General features: G+C 61.1%; 2 protein-coding genes. Both read left to right on the forward strand.

Annotated features, from left to right (window positions below; all coding sequences use genetic code 11):
• Positions 1 to 542, forward strand: a 542-nt coding sequence (locus NWF34_RS25265) for a TetR/AcrR family transcriptional regulator (protein WP_258326400.1), incomplete at its 5' end; no start/stop codon positions are given.
• 86 nt (positions 543 to 628) lie between these two features.
• The coding region (locus tag NWF34_RS25270; RefSeq protein WP_258326401.1) for a hypothetical protein at positions 629 to 921 on the forward strand (293 nt) is incomplete at its 3' end.

Genomic DNA, 921 nt, shown 5'->3' on the forward strand with positions numbered 1-921 from the left:
ACAGTGGCGGGGTCGAAGCCGTTACCGTGGAGGCGGTCACTCGACTGTCTCGTGTTGCTCGCACCACCTTGTATCGTCACTTCGAGAGCTCCACAGATCTGGTGGCGGCTGCCTTCGAGCGATTGTTGCCTCAGGCCGAGACCCCCGAGACGACGACGTCGATCCGTGATGACCTGCTGAAGCTGATGCAGCGGCAGGCTGAGCTTATTGAGCAGGCACCGCTGCAGTTGACGACGCTGGCATGGTTGGCAATGCTTCCCGAGCAGCCCCGGCAATCCGGGCAATCCGACGGGGATCAGAACGCGCTCGCGCCACTGCGTCGTCGAGTCGTCGAGCAGTATCGAGAACCATTCGATCGAGTTTTGACGAGTGACGTGGCCACGGCGGAGCTCGGCGACCTCGATTTGACCATGGCAGTCACTCAACTGGCGGGCCCCCTTGTCTTTGCCAAGCTCACGGGCATTCGGTCGATGACCGTTGGCGATCTCGAACAGCTTGTCGACGATTTCCTCATGGCCCACCGGCGACACCAAACCTCCTGACCTCCTTCCCCATCTACGGTACTGCTAGTACCGTAACGATACCGTCGGTTTCGTAGACGGGCTGGGTCGAGGGTGAGGTGCTGCGTATGGTGGTCCAACGTCCAAGTGGTGGGCGCTTGGCGGCGCGCCGGTTGGCGGAACGCAGCGAGTACAGCACGACATTGGGGCGGTTGGCACGGTTCACCTTGGCGCACAGATTCCTCGTCATCGGGGCGTGGGTGGCTGTGGGTATCGTCTTGGCGATACTGTTTCCCCAGCTGGAGACGGTGGTGCGGCAGCAGTCTGTTGATCCGATCCCTGCTGGGGTTCCATCGTTTCAAGCACTCGATCAGATGGGTGGTGCGTTCGGTGAGAAGGGCGCCAAGACCACTGTTTTCGT

Source organism: Gordonia sp. GONU, assembly GCF_024733855.1.
Taxonomy (GTDB): domain Bacteria; phylum Actinomycetota; class Actinomycetes; order Mycobacteriales; family Mycobacteriaceae; genus Gordonia; species Gordonia amicalis.